The 13,868-nt window shown below is 72.5% G+C and carries 12 protein-coding genes and 1 tRNA gene; 8 read left to right on the top strand and 5 right to left on the bottom strand.

What is annotated here, in order from left to right; all coding sequences use genetic code 11:
* Window positions 1-15: 15 nt before the first annotated feature.
* The gene (locus V1260_RS01575) at window positions 16-1,626 is read right to left on the bottom strand and encodes a dolichyl-phosphate-mannose--protein mannosyltransferase (protein WP_329745040.1); all 1,611 of its coding nucleotides are present in this window, start codon (window positions 1,624-1,626) and stop codon (window positions 16-18) included.
* A 43-nt stretch (window positions 1,627-1,669) separates the two neighbouring features.
* Between V1260_RS01575 and rsmI the strand changes: the two genes are divergently transcribed.
* Complete coding sequence (rsmI, locus tag V1260_RS01580) at window positions 1,670-2,512, top strand: 16S rRNA (cytidine(1402)-2'-O)-methyltransferase (protein ID WP_329745041.1); 843 nt, start codon at window positions 1,670-1,672, stop codon at window positions 2,510-2,512.
* Window positions 2,513-2,607: 95 nt separating this feature from the next.
* Here the strand turns inward: rsmI and rpmF are convergent, their stop codons facing one another.
* Window positions 2,608-2,778, bottom strand: a complete 171-nt coding sequence (rpmF, locus tag V1260_RS01585) for a 50S ribosomal protein L32 (protein ID WP_329745042.1) — start codon at window positions 2,776-2,778, stop codon at window positions 2,608-2,610.
* A 240-nt stretch (window positions 2,779-3,018) separates the two neighbouring features.
* On the opposite strand from rpmF, the gene V1260_RS01590 reads away from it, so the two are divergent.
* The 4 genes from V1260_RS01590 to V1260_RS01605 all read left to right on the top strand — a co-directional run bounded on the left by V1260_RS01590 (window position 3,019) and on the right by V1260_RS01605 (window position 7,854).
* Entirely contained in the window at window positions 3,019-4,020 is a 1,002-nt protein-coding gene (locus V1260_RS01590; RefSeq protein ID WP_329745043.1) for a TatD family hydrolase, read from the top strand.
* Window positions 4,017-4,940, top strand: coding sequence for a 16S rRNA (adenine(1518)-N(6)/adenine(1519)-N(6))-dimethyltransferase RsmA (gene rsmA, locus V1260_RS01595; protein WP_329745044.1), 924 nt, complete (start codon window positions 4,017-4,019; stop codon window positions 4,938-4,940). Before V1260_RS01590 ends, rsmA begins: the two co-directional genes overlap by 4 nt.
* Entirely contained in the window at window positions 4,937-5,938 is a 1,002-nt protein-coding gene (locus V1260_RS01600) for a 4-(cytidine 5'-diphospho)-2-C-methyl-D-erythritol kinase (RefSeq protein WP_329745045.1), read from the top strand. Before rsmA ends, V1260_RS01600 begins: the two co-directional genes overlap by 4 nt.
* A 323-nt stretch (window positions 5,939-6,261) precedes the next feature.
* Complete coding sequence (locus V1260_RS01605; RefSeq protein ID WP_329745046.1) at window positions 6,262-7,854, top strand: HNH endonuclease signature motif containing protein; 1,593 nt, start codon at window positions 6,262-6,264, stop codon at window positions 7,852-7,854.
* Between the two features lie 41 nt (window positions 7,855-7,895).
* Here the strand turns inward: V1260_RS01605 and V1260_RS01610 are convergent, their stop codons facing one another.
* From V1260_RS01610 to V1260_RS01620, 3 genes are all read right to left on the bottom strand, one after another.
* Window positions 7,896-9,737 (bottom strand): ABC-F family ATP-binding cassette domain-containing protein, encoded by a 1,842-nt coding sequence (locus V1260_RS01610; protein ID WP_329745047.1) that lies wholly within the window; start codon window positions 9,735-9,737, stop codon window positions 7,896-7,898.
* 89 nt (window positions 9,738-9,826) lie between these two features.
* Window positions 9,827-10,348, bottom strand: coding sequence for a MarR family winged helix-turn-helix transcriptional regulator (locus V1260_RS01615; RefSeq protein WP_329745048.1), 522 nt, complete (start codon window positions 10,346-10,348; stop codon window positions 9,827-9,829).
* 23 nt (window positions 10,349-10,371) lie between these two features.
* Window positions 10,372-11,031 carry a TetR/AcrR family transcriptional regulator gene (locus V1260_RS01620; RefSeq protein WP_329745049.1) on the bottom strand — a complete coding sequence of 220 codons (660 nt, stop codon included), beginning with the start codon at window positions 11,029-11,031 and terminating at the stop codon, window positions 10,372-10,374.
* Window positions 11,032-11,242: 211 nt separating this feature from the next.
* Between V1260_RS01620 and V1260_RS01625 the strand changes: the two genes are divergently transcribed.
* The 3 genes from V1260_RS01625 to V1260_RS01635 all read left to right on the top strand — a co-directional run bounded on the left by V1260_RS01625 (window position 11,243) and on the right by V1260_RS01635 (window position 13,839).
* A tRNA-Gln gene (locus tag V1260_RS01625) sits at window positions 11,243-11,314 on the top strand.
* 60 nt (window positions 11,315-11,374) lie between these two features.
* The gene (gene glmU / locus V1260_RS01630) at window positions 11,375-12,862 is read left to right on the top strand and encodes a bifunctional UDP-N-acetylglucosamine diphosphorylase/glucosamine-1-phosphate N-acetyltransferase GlmU (protein ID WP_329745050.1); all 1,488 of its coding nucleotides are present in this window, start codon (window positions 11,375-11,377) and stop codon (window positions 12,860-12,862) included.
* A complete protein-coding gene (locus V1260_RS01635) occupies window positions 12,859-13,839 on the top strand; it encodes a ribose-phosphate diphosphokinase (RefSeq protein WP_329745051.1) in 981 nt (326 codons plus the stop codon). Before glmU ends, V1260_RS01635 begins: the two co-directional genes overlap by 4 nt.
* Window positions 13,840-13,868: the final 29 nt, after the last annotated feature.

Genomic DNA, 13,868 nt, shown 5'->3' on the forward strand with positions numbered 1-13,868 from the left:
GACCGTGGTTTGCCGTCAGCTCCAGCTGGGCAGCCAGATGCGGTAGTGCCACTGCTCGGCGTCGATCACCTGGCCGGTCCACAGGGGCCAGAAGAAGGCCGAGACCAGCACGATCAGCACCATCAGGGAGCCGACGAAGAGACCGCCCGCGAGCCGGCGCTCACGGTCCGCGTCCTCCCCGCCCAGCACCAGGCCCAGCACGTAGGCGAGGCACAGCATCACCCAGGGGGTGAAGGCGATCGCGTAGAAGGTGAAGATGGTCCGGTCGAGGTACATCAGCCACGGCAGGTAGCCGGCGGCGATCCCAGCGAGCGCGGCCCAGGCGCGTCCGTCGCGGAACCAGACCGCGAGCACCAGTGTCACCACGACGGCCAGGGCGCCCAGCCACCAGATCAGCGGATTGCCGACGTTCAGGATCTGGGCGGCGCAGCGGGCGACCTCGCAGCCCTGCTCGCCGTAGTCGTAGGAGCGGTAGTAGAAGTTGGTGGGGCGGAGCATGATCAGCCAGCCCAGCGGGCTCGCCTCGTAGGGATGCTCCGAGTCGAGGCCGACGTGGAACTCGTAGGCCTGCCGATGGTAGATCCACAGCGAGTGCAGCGCGTCGACGATCGGGGTGCCGGTCGCGACGCCCTGCTCGGCGGCGACCTGGCGGTGGTAGCCGATCGCGGAGGCGAACCAGCCGGACCAGCTCGCGACGTAGACGACCAGCGCCGTCCCCACCGTGGCGAAGAAGGCGGGGATCGCATCGCGCAGCAGCCCGGAGAGGAACCACCTGCGCCGGGCGACCGTGCGCCGCGCCCACCAGTCCCACAGCACGGTCATGATCCCGAAGACGGCCACGAACCACAGCCCGGACCACTTCACCGAGCAGGCCATCCCCAGCAGCACCCCGGCGAGCAGTCGCCAGGGCCGCAGACCGCCGGGGACGCCGAGCGGCGGCTCCGCCTCGGAGGAGGTCTGGATCCGGGCCATCGTCACGGCGAGGCGCGCGCGGAACCGGTCGCGATCGATCAGCAGCGCGCCGAAGGCCGCGAGCGCGAACACCATCACGAAGTTGTCGAGCAGGCTCGTGCGGGCATGCACGATCGCCATCCCGTCGACCGCCATGAGCAGGCCCGCGAGGAGACCGACGGCGGTGGAGCGGAACAGTCGCCGACCGATGAGAGTCACCATCAGCACGGCGAGGGATCCGGCGAGAGCGGTCGAGATCCGCCACCCCCAGGGGCTGTCCGCCCCGAGCAGCATCATCCCGGCGCCGATGAGCCACTTCCCGAGCGGGGGATGGACCACGTAGGCGGGATCGCCCTCGAGGTACGAGTCGACGTCCCCGGCCTCGAAGGCGGCGTCGGGCTCCTCCGGCCAGTCCATCTCGACGCCCTCCTGGGTGAGGGCGTAGCCGTCCTTGACGTAGTAGGTCTCGTCGAAGATGAGCTCACCGATGCCGCCGAGGCCCCAGAGACGGAGCACGAGCGCGAGCCCGAAGATCGCCATCGCCGCCGCCCAGGCCAGACGCCCGGCGGGGCGGTGATCGACGTGCAAGCGACGTCGCCAGGAGGCGAGGAGGGCTTCGGGCTCGTCGCCGATCTCGGCGCGATGCGTCGGGACCTGCTCCTCCTGCGTGTGCACGCGCACATGCTAGGTCATGGCCCCGCCTCGATAGCATGGCGGGATGCTGGAGCCCGGAGTCCTCACCCTCGCCGCGACCCCCATCGGGAATCCGCTCGACGCCTCGGTGCGCCTGGTGCGGGCGCTCGGCTCGGCGGACCTCATCGCCGCCGAGGACACCCGGCGCCTCCATCGCCTGCTCACCGATCTCGAGGTCGAGGCCGCCGGGCGGATCCTCTCGTACCACGAGCACAACGAGGCGGAGCGCACGCCCCTGCTGCTCGAGGCCCTCGCGGCCGGGCAGCGGGTGCTGATCGTGACCGATGCCGGGATGCCGGTGGTCTCGGACCCGGGCTTCCGCGCGGTGCGCGCCGCGACAGCGGCCGGACACCCCGTCACCGTGCTGCCGGGCCCGTCGGCCGTGCTCACCGCCCTCGCCGCCTCCGGGATCGCCCCGGACCGCTTCGCCTTCGAGGGGTTCCCGCCGCGTCGGGACGGCCGGCGCGCCGCCGCCTTCGAGCCGCTCGCGGGGGAGGAGCGGACCCTGATCTTCTTCGAGTCGCCGCGCCGCACCGCGGCGACCCTCGCGTCGATGGCCGCCGCCTTCGGCGCCGACCGTCCGGCCGCGGTGGCCCGGGAACTGACGAAGACCCACGAGGAGGTGCTGCGCGGGACCCTCGGGGAGCTCACCGCCTGGGCCGAGGGCACCGAGGTGCTCGGCGAGATCGTGATCGTCGTGGCGGGGGCCGAGCCGACGACGGCGAGCGCCGAGGACCTCGTGGAGGCGGTGCTGGCCCGGGCCGCGGCGGGGGAGCGCCTCAAGGACGCCGCGAAGGAGGTCGCCCGGGGTCGCAGCGGGGTCACCGCGAGCGCGCTCTACGACCTCGCCCTGCAGCGGAGGGGCTGATCGTCACGCTGGTCGTCACGATGACGACGACGCCCCCGTCACCACGGAGGGTGACGGGGGCGTCGTGACAGTTGCGGGGCCGGGCCCGCGCGGGATCAGTCCTCGATCTGGAGGAGACCGCGCTGGTAGGCCTTGGCGAGGCGACGGGGCACATTGGCGGTGCGGCCACGCACGGTGACCTGCACGAGGCCGGCGTTGTCGGCCTTCCACTGCGCACGGCGGGACCGCGTACGAGCGCGGGACATCTTGAACTTGGGCACTGCCATGGGAACGCTCCTTGACGGTCCGGAGGATGGTCGGGCGTCGGCATCCCGCCCGAGCAGCGACCCGAACCCACTCCAGCGGAATCGGGGCGCTCGGGTGCACGAAAGGGACGCGCAACGACGACCCATCTTGCCACAGGACGCGCGCTCGCGCTCCCTCCGCTGCCCGTGAGCTATCCCACCGCGGCGCGCGGTCGCGGGGAACCCGGCGGACGACGACGGCCCGGCTCCTACGATGGTCGCATGCCGTCCCCGAACGAGACCGAGACCGCGTCGACCAGCGCAGCGCCGACCGTCGCGTCCGCCGCCCCCGAGCCGGTGCGCCGCCGTGAGGACATCGACCCGCGAAGCTCCTCCCGGGATCGCTCCTGGCCGCCGGAGCCCGAGCCGCTGCCGTTCCCGGTGATCGACAACCACTGCCATCTCGACTTCGCCGACGGCGAGCAGCACCTCACGGTCGGCGAGCACGTCCGCCGGGCGGCTCGAGCCGGTGTCGACGGCCAGATCACGATCGGCTCCGACCTCGAGGCGGTGCGCTGGACGGCAGCGCTGCTCGCCGATCCCGCCTGCCCCCCGAGCCTCGTCGGCGGCGTCGCGATCCACCCCAACGAGGCGGCGCTCCACGCGCGGGGCACCGACCACGACGGCCGCCCGCTCGTCGACCTCGACGCCGCGCTCGCCGAGGTCGCCGAGCTCCTCCGCGGTCCGCGGATGGTGGTGGTGGGGGAGACGGGCCTGGACTGGTTCCGCACCTCGCGCAAGGACGAGCGCGCCCGCGCCGCCCAGATCGACGCCTTCCGCGCCCACATCGCGCTCGCCAAGGAGCTCGATCTCCCGCTGCAGATCCACGACCGCGACGCGCACCGCGACGTGCTCGAGATCCTCGAGGCGGACGGCGCCCCCGAGCGAACCGTCTTCCACTGCTTCTCCGGCGACGCCGAGTTCGCGCGCGCCTGCGCCGACCGCGGCTGGTACCTCTCCTTCGCCGGCACCGTGACCTTCAAGAACTCCGTCCCGCTGCGGGAGGCGCTCGCCCAGGTCGGGCTCGACCGTGTGATGGTCGAGACCGACGCCCCTTTCCTCACCCCGGTGCCCTACCGCGGCCGCCCGAACTCCTCGTACCTCATCCCGCTGACGATGGCCACGATCGCCGAGGTCACGGGGACCGAGCTGACCGAGGCGTGCCGACGGGTGCGGGCCACGACGGAGTCGGTCTACGGCGCGCTGTGGACGGCGGCGGCATGAGCCGGGACGCAGGGGCCGGCGCCGCGAGCGCCGCGGGTGGCGAGCGCGAGAGTGCGGGCCTGCTGCTCACCCACCGGGACATCCGGGAGCTGGCCGAGGCCGCCGGCATCCGGCCCTCGAAGCAGCGGGGCCAGAACTTCGTGATGGACCCGAACACCGTGCGCACGATCGTCGGCCGGGCGCACCTCGAGCCGGGCCGGTCCGTGCTCGAGGTCGGTCCGGGCCTCGGCTCCCTCACCCTCGGCCTGCTCGAGGCGGGAGCCGACGTGGTCGCCGTCGAGCTGGACCGCGGACTCGCCGAGCTGCTGCCGCTCACCCTGCGGGCCCGCGGTGTCGCGGAGGACCGCTTCCGACTCGTGCATGCCGATGCGCTGCAGGTGACCGCGCTGCCGTCGCTGCCCCGTGCGGGCGAGCCCACGGCGCTCGTCGCGAACCTGCCCTACAACGTCGCGACCCCGATCCTGCTCACCGTGCTCGAGCGGTTCCCCTCAATCCGCACGGCGCTCGTGATGGTGCAGTCCGAGGTGGTGGACCGCCTCGCCGCCGGCCCCGGCTCGCGCACCTACGGCGCCCCGAGCGTGAAGGCCGCCTGGTACGGCCGCACCGAGCATGCCGGTCGGATCTCCCGGCAGATCTTCTGGCCCGTGCCCAACGTCGACTCGGCCCTCGTCGAGCTGGTCCGCCACGAGACCCCGCTCGGGGACGACGCGGAACGCGCCCGGGTGTTCGCCGTGGTCGACGCAGCCTTCGCGCAGCGGCGCAAGACCCTGCGGGCGGCTCTGGCCGGATGGGCCGGTTCCGCACCCCGTGCCGAGGCAGTGCTGCGCGCGGCCGGCGTGGACCCGTCGGCCCGCGGCGAGACCCTCGAGATCGCGCAGTTCCAGGCCATCGCCCGCGCCGCCGACGAGGTGCCCGCATGAGCGGGGTCCCGGCGTCGGGTGCGGACCAGGGGACGGGTGCGGGCTCGGGCGCCGGTGTGGGCCCGGGCGCCGGTGTGGGCCTCCCGCGACGGGTCGTCGTGCTGGCACCGGGCAAGATCAACCTCTCGCTCGCGGTCGGCGCCGTGGACGCGCGGGGCTATCACGTGCTCGAGACGCTCTTCCACGCCGTCGACCTGGCCGAGACCGTCACCGTCGTCCCGGCCGACGAACTCTCTCTCACGGTCGACTCGGCCGTGCCCGGGGAGATCCCGCTCGACGGCCGCAACCTCGCCCTGCGCGCCGCCGAGCAGCTCCGCGCCGAGCACGACGTGAGCGTCGGCGCGGAGCTGCACATCCGCAAGGAGGTCCCGGTCGCAGGCGGGATGGGCGGCGGATCGGCCGACGCCGCCGCGACCCTCGTGGCGCTCGACCGACTCTGGGGCCTGGGGCTGAGCGAGGCGCAGCTGCGCGCCCACGCGGCGCGGCTGGGGGCCGACGTGCCCTTCGCTCTCCGCGGACGCACCGCGCTCGGCCGCGGCAACGGGGGAGACCTCTCCTCGGTGCTCACGGCGATGCACCCCACGTGGCTGCTCGCCGTGCCGGGAGGACACCTGTCAACCCCCGAGGTCTACCGCCGGCACGACGAGATCGCCGCCGCCCGCGGACGAACGCTCACCCCCGAGCCGCGGATCGACCCGCGCCAGCTCGAGGCCCTCGCGAGCGGGGACCTCGAGCTGCTCGGCCGCACGCTCCACAACGATCTCCAGGACGCCGCTCTCGCCCTCCATCCCGGGCTCGAGCCGGTCCTCGCCGCCGCGCTGCGCGAGGGCGCCCTGGGTGCGCTGGTCAGCGGCTCGGGGCCGACGATCGCCGTGCTGGTCGCCGACCAGGCCCAGGCGCGGGGCGTAGCGGCCGCCCTGCAGTCGGCGGGGCTCGTCGAGAGCTGCCTGATCGCGGAGGGCAACGCCCCGGGGGCACGGGTGCTCGAGGAGAGCTAGGGGCTACCGCTCGTCTCCCGGCGGGCCTCCCGCCGTGTGCCACGCGCTATCACCTGCGCGTCCGATGGAAGAATTCTCCTGCATATCAGGGACGCGCCGCCTGCTTCGTCGTTCCTGCACCCGAGAAATCCCTCTTCTCACGCCGCGCGTCGCGCTCGAGCGGGCCAATCGTGCAGCGCGCGGCGTGCGGGCCCACGGGTGAAGAATGGGGGCCAGTAAGAATCGTTCCTCCCCAGTCGGTAGTTATCCACAAAAGGAAACTACTGCCCAGTAGCTATGTGATTCCCCTTGCTCTATTCGAAAGGGTGTACGAGACTGGAGGCATGACATCTTCGGGGGACGGCACGAGCAGGGTCGCCGGTGGGGCGGTGCTGGAGGACCAGCACATCCGCCTCGCCGAGGTCGACCTCTCTGCTGCTCGCGACGCTCTCGCCCGGATCGGCGCCGAGGGTTCCAAGACGCTCGACGCGCTCACCGCGCCGGAGTCCATCGCCCTGCTCGCCGAGCTCACTCGGATCGACGGCGCGCTCGAGGCGATCCGCGCCCGCGCCCTCATCCGTCTCCAGGAGGCGGTGCGCGAGGACTGCGCCGAGCGCGGCGAGAGCCCGCGCCGCGCCGTCGACATCGCCCGCACCGAGGCGTCCTTCGCCCTGCGCTCCTCCCGCGCGGTGGCCGGTCGCAGCCTCGCCACCTGCCGCCGGCTCGTGCTCTCGCTGCCCGGTCTGCTGCGGAGCCTCGCGGAGGGCACTCTGTCCCCCGAGGCGGTGCATCAGGTCGGCGTCGTGCTCGGCCCGGTCGAGCCGGAGATCCGTCGGCAGGCCGACGAGATCCTCACCTCCCGGCTGGAGGAGCACCAGGACTGTGGCCCCCGGGAGTGGTCGGACCTCGCCGAGAAGGTGCTCCACGGCCTCGATACCGCGGCAGCCCCGGCCCGGCATCATCGGGCCCGCCGAGAGCGGCACGTGCGGATCCGTCGCGCCCCGCACGGGATGGCGAAGGTCTCCGCGCTGATCCCCGCAGCGGACGGCGCCAGGATCCGCAAGGGTCTCTCCGTCGCGGCGGAGGCCGCGCGTGCCAGCGGCGACCGACGCGGGCACCAGCAGATCATGGCCGACCTCTTCGCGGACGCCCTCGTCGGCCGCGGCGACGGCGTCGACCCCGCGACTCTCGAGCTCGGGATCATCATCACCGACCGCTCCCTCCTCGCGCCGGAGCATGCCGACGCCGCGATCCTCGAGGGCTTCGGGGCCGTGCCCCTCGAGCACGTGCGCGAGGAGATGCGCCGCACCGCCAGGGACGCCGAATCCGCAGATCCCGAGCTCGCGCACACGCTGCGCCGCCTGTACACCGATCCGGAGGACGGTCAGCTGGTCGCGGTCGAGTCCCGCTCCCGTGCCTTCCCGCCCGCGCTGCGCCGCTTCCTCACCTATGCCCACCAGAGTTGCCGCGCCCCGCACTGCGATGCCGACATCCGGCAGATGGACCACATCGTCCCCTGGTCCGAGGGTGGGGAGACCTCCCTCGCCAACGGCAACGGACTGTGCGCCGCGGACAACGCCAAGGAGAGCGCCGGGGTGCGTGCCCGCGTCATCGAGGACGAGACGAGCGTGCGCCGCGGCGTCCGCTGGATCAGCCGCTACGGGCAGGTCGCAGAGCGCGGAGCCGTGGACCTCGACCCCCTCGGGACCTACCGGAACCGGGTCCGGCGAGAACCGGCAGACCACGAGCGACGGTGGGATGAACCCGCCCCGCACCCCCAGACAGACCCCGGGTCACAGCCCCTGCCCACGCTGCAGCGCGCCCTCGAGGCCCTCGTGATCCCGCTCCGGGACGGCACGAGGTCCCACCCGCAGGGCTCCCGAGGATCGGCGTCTCGCCGTGTCGATCTCTACTACCTCCGGTCCGAGGCCGCCTGAGCCTCCGCGAGACCCGACGGACCGCCCGTCCGGCCCCGCGGTCAGCCGATCTGCTCGGACAGCTCGAGCCAGCGCTCCTCGAGCTCCTCGTTCTCCTGCTCCAGCGCGCGCAGCTGATCGGTCAGCCCCTGCAGCCCCTGATAGTCGGACTGGTCGTGGTCGGCGAGTTTCGTGTGCAGCGTCTCGGTCTGCGCGGAGATCTTCTGCATCCGTCGCTCCACCGCGGAGAGTTCCTTTCGCGCGGCATGCGCCTCGGCACCCGAGAGCGCCGGGGCGCCTCCCGCAGAACTCCCGTCGGCCGGGTTCGTCGCCGACGAGCCGGTGACCCCAGCTCCGGCCCCAGCTCCGGCCCCTGACCCGGCCCCCGCTCCGGCCTCCTCCTCCGCCGCGCGCAGCGCGAGATACTGCTCGACCCCGCCCGGCAGGTGTCGCACCGCCCCGTCGAGCACCGCGAACTGCAGGTCCGTGACGCGCTCGAGCAGGTATCGGTCGTGGGAGACGACGAGCAGCGGCCCCGGCCAGGTATCGAGCAGGTCTTCCATCGCGGCCAGCATGTCGGTGTCCATGTCGTTCGTCGGCTCGTCGAGCACCAGCACGTTGGGCTCCTCGAGCAGGGTCAGCAGCAGATCGAGCCGCCGCTGCTGCCCGCCCGACAGCTCCTTGACCTGCACCTTCTGGTGAGCCGAGGTGAAGCCGAGCCGCTCGAGCAGCTGGCCGGGGCTGACCTCGTCCTTCCCGGCGCGGAAGGTCGTGCGGTAGCGACCCACGAGGTCGCTGATGCGCTCGTGCATGTGCTCCTGCAACCCGTCGAGACGCTGGGTGACCTCCTTGACGGTCACCGTCTTCCCACGCTTGACCCGGCCGGCCTGCGGCGACACCGAGCCCGTCACGAGCCCCAGCAGCGTCGACTTCCCGGCACCGTTGGGGCCGAGGATGCCGATCCGGTCCGCCGGCCCGATGTGCAGGGTGACGTCGCTCAGCACGGTCCGGTCCCCGTAGCCGGCGTCGACGTCCACGATGTCGATCACGTCGCGGCCCAGGCGCGAGGTGGCCAACTGGGTCAGCTCGACGGAATCACGCACCGGCGGCTCGCCAGCGATCAGCTCGTTCGCGGCGTCGATCCGGAACTTGGGCTTCGAGGTGCGCGCCGGTGCTCCGCGGCGCAGCCAGGCCAGCTCCTTGCGCATGAGATTCTGGCGCTTGGCCTCGATCGCGGCGGCCTGCCGGTCGCGCTCCACGCGCTGCAGCACGTACGCGGCGTAACCGCCCTCGAACGGGTCGACCACCCCGTCGTGCACCTCCCACATGCGGGTGCACACGGCGTCGAGGAACCAGCGGTCGTGAGTGATGACCACGAGGCCGCCGTCCTTCGGGCTCCACCGGCGGCGCAGGTGCTCGGCGAGCCAGGCGATGCCCTCGACGTCGAGATGGTTGGTGGGCTCGTCCAGGAGCAGCACCTCCCAGTCACCGACGAGCAGCTCGGCGAGGTGGACACGGCGCAGCTGCCCGCCGGAGAGGGAGTCGAGCCGGGCGTCGAGATCGATCCCGCCGAGCAGCCCCGCGAGGACGTCGCGGATCCGCGCGTCGGACGCCCACTCGTACTCGGGCCGATCGCCGACCACGCGCTCCCGCACCGTCGCCCCGACCGTCGCCTCGTCCTGCTGGCTGAGCACGCCCACGCGCACCCCGCCGCGCACCGTGACCCGTCCGTCGTGCGGCTCCTGCGCGCGGGAGAGCAGCCGGAGCAGGGTCGACTTGCCGTCGCCGTTGCGGCCGACGACGCCGATGCGGTCGCCCTCGTCGATCCCGATCGTGACGTCGTCGAGGAGCACCCGGTCGGGGAGCGCGACGTGGAGGTTCTGGGTGCCGAGCAGGTGGGCCATGCGGTGGGGGTTCCTCTGAGGATGTCGAAGGGCGGATCGCGGGCGCGGGTCCGTCGTGGGGTGGGGCGCAGGACGCCACTCGGCGGAGGTCAGTCGCCCGGAGGGTCCTCGACCTCGAAGGTCAGCAGCAGGGCGCGCAGGGTCTGAGCCAGGTCCTGCTCCGCGTGGGGGTCCAGCGGGGCCAGGAGCTGGCGCTCGGCGGCGAGCAGGCTCTCCATCGCCGTGTCGACGCGGGCGACGCCTTCGGGCTGCAGCCGCACCTCGACAGCACGGCCGTCCCGGGGGCTGCGGTTCTTGGAGACCAGTCCGCGGGAGACGAGCTTGTCGATGCGAGTGGTCATCGTCCCGCTCGTGACGAGGGTCTGATGCATCAGTGCGCCGGGGGAGAGCGCGTCGTCCCCGCTGCGGCGCAGCGCCGAGAGCATGTCGAACTCCCAGCCCTCGAGGCCCGCGGCGGCGAAGGCCGAACGGCGCGCCGTCTCGAGATAGCGGGAGAGGCGCGAGATGCGCGAGAACACGGCGAGGGGGCTGACGTCCAGCTCGGTGCGCGCCCGCTGCCAGCCCTCGATGATGCGGTCGACCTCGTCGCGGGGGTCGGTGGGAGCAGGCATGGGGGCGAGTCTACGGAACCTGCTCAGCCCGACTGACGGGGGCCGGACTCCTGGCGCAGCGTCGGGGCCTTCTGCAGCGCTCCGAGGCCGAACCAGGACAGGTTGACCATCCGTGCGGCGACGACCTCCTTGGCGGGACGACGCGTCTCGAGCCACCACTGCCCGGTGTACGCCACCATGCCCACGAGCATCTGCGCATAGAGGGTCGAGTCCTTCGCGGGATAACCGTGGCTCGAGAGCTGGGTCGAGAGGATCACCTCGACCCGCCGGGCGACGTCGGTGAGCAGGGCCGAGAAGGTCCCTCCGGCCTGCGAAACCGGGGAGTCCCGCACCAGGATCCGGAAGCCGTCCTCGTTCTCGTCGATGTAGGACAGGAAGGCGAGAGCCGCCCGCTCCATGAGCTGTCGCGGATGGGCGCGCTGGTCCTGCAGCGAGTCCTCGAGAGCCCGCAGCAGGCTCGAGACCTCGCGGTCGACGACGACCGCGTACAGCCCCTCCTTGCCGCCGAAGTGCTCGTACACGATGGGCTTGGAGACCTTGGCCCGGGCCGCGATCTCCTCGACGCTGGTCACGTCGAAGCCTTTCTCCGCGAAGAGCCGACGGCCCACGGACACCAGCTGCTCGCGCCGCTCCTGGCCCGTCATCCGGGTCGACCGCCCCCGAGGGGCTCCCTTCTCCGCCATGCGGCGAGTCTCGCACAGAGCGGCGCAGAGCTCGGGCGGGGCACGGCGGGCGGCTCGGGTCGAGCGCTGCGGTCGAGCCGGGCACGGCGCCGCGGGCGGCAAAGCAGGTGCGCGGCCCTCGGGCGCTAGGATCGAGCCGCGCCGACGGCGCCGCCGGACCCGGCCCTGCTCCCTCGGAGCAGGACCGATCTTCGCGGCGGTGGCGTCGCCCTCCGCCATGGTGTAATCGGCAACACCTCAGATTTTGGTTCTGAAGTTTCAGGTTCGAGTCCTGATGGCGGAACGCCCATCGCCGACCGGCGGTGCCGCAGCCCAGACCCGTCGACCTCGAGGAGCTGCCCCCGTGGAAGCCTCTGCCCCTGCCGCCGTGATCGTCCTGGCCGCCGGTGCCGGGACCCGCATGAAGTCCCGGACCCCCAAGGTCCTCCATGAGATCGGCGGCAGGTCGCTGCTGGCCCACGCCGTGATCGCCGCCGAGGGCACCGGGCCCGCCGAGCTTGTCGTCGTCGTCCGGCACGAGCGGGAGAAGGTCGCCGCCCACCTGTCCGAGCACGCCCCCGAGGTGGCGATCGCCGACCAGGACGACGTGCCCGGCACCGGCCGCGCCGTCCAGTGCGGGCTCGAGAAGGTCGCCGCGGACTCCGGCACGGTGCTCGTGACCTACGGCGACGTGCCGCTGCTCGAGGCCGCCACGCTGCGCGAGCTGGTCACCGCCCACGAGGCGGCCTCCGCCGCGGTGACCGTCCTCACCGCCCGCGTCGGCGATCCGACCGGCTACGGGCGGATCCTGCGCAGCGCCGACGGCTCCGAGGTGCTCGGCATCGTCGAGCACAAGGACGCCACCGAGGCCCAGCGGGCGATCGACGAGATCAACTCCGGCATCTACGCCTTCGACCTCGCCGTGCTGCGCGACGCCCTCTCGCGGGTCAGCACCGACAACGCCCAGGGCGAGATGTACCTCACCGACGTCCTCGAGATCGCCCGATCCGACGGCCGTTCCGTGCGGGCCGTGGTCACCGACGACGTGATGATGGTCGAGGGCGCCAACGACCGCGTCCAGCTGGCCCAGCTCGGCGCGGAGATGAACCGTCGCACCCTCGAGCGCCACATGCGCGCCGGCGTGACGATCATCGACCCGGCCACCACCTGGATCGATGCGGACGTCACCATCGGCCAGGACGCCCGCATCCTCCCCGGCGTGCAGCTGCACGGCGCGACCGACATCGGCGAGGGCGCGATCATCGGTCCCGACACGACCCTGCGCGACACCGAGGTCGGCGCCGGAGCCGAGGTGCTCCGCTCCCATGCGCTGCTCGCCCAGATCGGCGCGGGCGCCACCGTCGGACCGTTCTCCTACCTGCGTGCCGGCACCGAGCTCGGGGCGAATGGCAAGATCGGCGGCTTCGTCGAGACGAAGAACGCCCGCATCGGGGACGGCGCGAAGGTGCCGCACCTCAGCTACGTGGGCGACGCCGAGATCGGCGAGGGCACCAACATCGGCGCCGCCACGATCTTCGCCAACTACGACGGCGTCTCCAAGCACCGCACGACCGTCGGCAAGCACGTGCGGATCGGCTCCGACAACGTGCTCGTCGCCCCCGTGACGATCGGAGACGGTGCCGCGACCGGCGCCGGGACCACGGTCCGCAAGGACGTGCCCCCGGGCGCTCTCGGAGTGAACGCCGTCGCGCAGCGGAACGTGGAAGGATGGACCCTGCGGCGCCGAGCGGGGACCGCGGCCGAGGCGGCGGCGCGTGCCGCCCTCGAGGCCGATCCCGCGGCCGCCGCAGCACCTGCCGTCGAGGACAACGAGGAGCACCAGCAGCGATGAGCGGAATCGTCACGACGGGGGAGAAGCGCCTGGTCCTCGCCTCGGGAAGGGCTCATCCGGTCCTCGCCCAGGAGGTCGCCGCCGAGCTCGGCGTCGAGGTGCTCCCCATGGACGCCTGGGACTTCGCGAACGGCGAGATCTACGTGCGCTACGGCGAGTCCGTGCGCGGCACCGATGTCTTCGTGCTGCAGTCGCACCCGGCGCCCATCAACACCTGGGTGATGGAGCACCTGATCATGATCGACGCGCTCAAGCGCGCGTCTGCCAAGCGCATCACCGCGATCGCGCCGAGCTTCCCGTACGCGCGCCAGGACAAGAAACACCGCGGGCGCGAGCCGATCTCGGCCCGCCTCATGGCGGACCTCTACGAGACCGCCGGTGTGGACCGCATGATCTCCGTGGACCTGCACGCCCCGCAGGTGCAGGGCTACTTCAACCGCCCGCTGGACCACCTCATGGCGCTGCCGATCCTCGCGGACTACATCTCCGCGAAGTACGGCCACGAGGACATCGCCGTGGTCTCGCCCGACGCCGGCCGCATCCGCGTGGCCGAGCAGTGGTCCAAGCGACTCGGCGGCGCGAACCTCGCCTTCATCCACAAGACCCGCGACACCACGCGCCCGAACCAAGCGGTGGCCAAGCGCGTGATCGGCGACGTCGAGGGCAAGACCTGCATTCTCGTCGACGACATGATCGACACGGCGGGCACCATCGTGCAGGCCGCCGACGCTCTGGCCGCCAACGGCGCGAACTCGGTGGTCATCGCGACCACGCACCCGATCCTCTCCGACCCCGCCACCGAGCGGCTGCGCAACAGCCAGGTCCGCGAGGTCGTCGCGACCAACACGCTCCCGGTGCCGCCCGAGAAGCAGTTCGACCGGCTCACCCTGCTCTCGATCGCGCCGCTGCTCGCCCGGGCGATCCGCGCGGTCTTCGACGACGGCTCGGTGACGTCGCTCTTCGACGGCGAGGTCTGAGCACCGCCCCGGGGAGCCGAGGTCTCCGG

The organism is Brachybacterium sp. J144, from assembly GCF_036321705.1.
GTDB lineage: Bacteria > Actinomycetota > Actinomycetes > Actinomycetales > Dermabacteraceae > Brachybacterium.